The 2,165-nt window shown below is 70.2% G+C and carries 1 protein-coding gene; it reads left to right on the forward strand.

Annotated elements, in window-relative coordinates; translation table 11 throughout:
• Positions 1–2,165, forward strand: a 2,165-nt coding sequence (locus tag K8638_RS44060; protein ID WP_223760790.1) for a condensation domain-containing protein, incomplete at both ends; no start/stop codon positions are given.

Raw genomic sequence — 2,165 nt, forward strand, 5'->3', positions numbered from 1 at the left:
GCCACACAGCTCATCTCCCGCGTCCGCAAGTCCTTCGCGCTCGAGCTGCCTCTGCGCTCCATCTTCGAGGCCCCCACGCTTGCCCAGCTCGCCCCTCGTATCGAGGAGGCCCGGCGCCAGAGCACCTCGGCGACTCCGCCGCCGCTGCTCCCCGCTCCCCGCTCCGGCTCGCTGCCCCTGTCCTTCGCCCAGCAGCGCCTGTGGTTCCTCGATCAGCTCCAGCCAGGAAGCGTGCAGTACAACATGCCCACCGCCCTGCGGGTGGAGGGAGCGCTGGATGTCACCATCCTGGAGTCCGCCTTCACGGAGCTGGTGCGGCGCCATGAATCCCTGCGCACCACGTTTGGTGAAGAGAGCGGCTCGCCCGTGCAGCGCATCCACCCGCCCTCCGCGGTGCGTCTGGACGTGGTGGACCTGACGGGCCTGCCCGAAGCCCAACGCATGGACGAGGCTCGCCGCCTCGCCTCCGAGCACGCGCTGCGGCCCTTCAACCTGGCCACCGGGCCGCTGCTGCGCGTGAGCCTGCTGCGCCTGGCCGAGCACCAGCATGCACTGCTGCTCACGGTGCACCACATCATCTCCGACGGCTGGTCCAACGGAGTGGTGGTACGCGAGGTGGTGGCCCTCTACGAGGCCCTGCGCCAGGGCCAGCCTTCGCCGCTGCCACCGCTGCCGGTGCAGTACGCCGACTATGCCGTCTGGCAGCGCCAGTGGCTCCAGGGTGAGGCGTTGGAGACGCAGCTCGGCTGGTGGAAGGAGCAACTGGCCGGGGCGCCTCCTCACCTCGAGCTGCCCACCGACTTCATCCGCCCGCCGGAGCTGTCGCACCGGGGCGCCACGGTGCCGGTGAGCCTGCCTCGCGAGTTGAGCCAGTCCCTCAAGGCCCTGGCACAGCGCGAGGGCGCCACGCCCTTCATGCTGCTGCTGGCCGCCTACCAGCTCCTGCTCTCCCGCTATTCCGGCCAGGAGGACATCGTCGTCGGCTCGCCCATCGCCGGCCGCCGATTCAGCGAGCTGGAGAGCCTCATCGGCTTCTTCATCAACACGCTCGTCCTGCGCGCGCGCCCGGAAGGCCAGCTCTCCTTCCTGGGGCTGCTGCGTCAGGTTCGGGAGACCACTCTCGGCGCCTACGCGCACCAGGACGTGCCCTTCGAGAAGCTGGTCGAGGAGCTGCAGCCGGTCCGCGACCTGAGCCGCTCGCCGCTCTTCCAGGCCTTCTTCACCCTGCAGAACACCCCGACGCAGGACGTGCGTCTGCCATCGCTGTCGCTCCGTCCGCTGGACGTCCAGGGCGGCGAGGTAGCCAAGTTCGAGCTCAACCTGACCCTGTCCGAGACACCTGGCGGATTCCTCGGCCAGCTCCAGTTCAGCCCCGACCTCTTCACGGAGGCCACCGCGGCGCGCATGGTGCGGCACCTCCAGGTGCTGCTGGAGGCCATCGTCTCCCAGCCGGACCAGCGCCTCTCCGAGCTGCCGCTGCTGACTCCCTCCGAGCGACAGCAGGTGCTCGTCGACTGGAACACCACCACCTCCTCCGTCCCGGCCGACTCCTGCTTCCACCATGCCTTCGAGCTCCAGGTGGCCAGGACTCCGGACGCGCCCGCCGTCCGGTGCGAGGACTCCGTCCTCACCTATGCCCAGCTCGACGCTCGTGCCAACCAGCTCGCCTGGCACCTGCGCTCGCTGGGCGTCGGCCCCGAGACGTGCGTGGCCCTCTGCCTGGACCGCTCCGTGGATACCCTCGTGGCGCTCCTCGGCGTCTGGAAGGCCGGTGGCGCCTATGTGCCCCTGGACCCGGCACAGCCCGCTCTGCGCCTCCAGTCCCTGGTGGACGAGGTGTCCGCACCCGCGGTGGTGACGGTGTCCCAACACGCGGCCTCATTCGCCTCCCTGTCCGCCAATGTGGTGCGCCTGGATGCCGACTCCGAGACACTCTCGCGCCTGGGCACCACCGCGCCTCCCCGTCAGGACTCCCCGGGCAGCCTCGCCTACGTCCTCTTCACCTCGGGCAGCACCGGCCGCCCCAAGGGCGTGGCCGTGGCTCATGCCCAGCTGCTCCACTACGTACGCGCGGCCACCGAGCGGCTTCGCCTGGCGGACTGCTCCAGCTTCGCCCTCGTCTCCACCTTCGTCGCCGACCTCGGCAACACGGTGCTCTTCCCTGC

The organism is Myxococcus sp. RHSTA-1-4 (genome assembly GCF_020037125.1).
Lineage (GTDB): Bacteria > Myxococcota > Myxococcia > Myxococcales > Myxococcaceae > Myxococcus.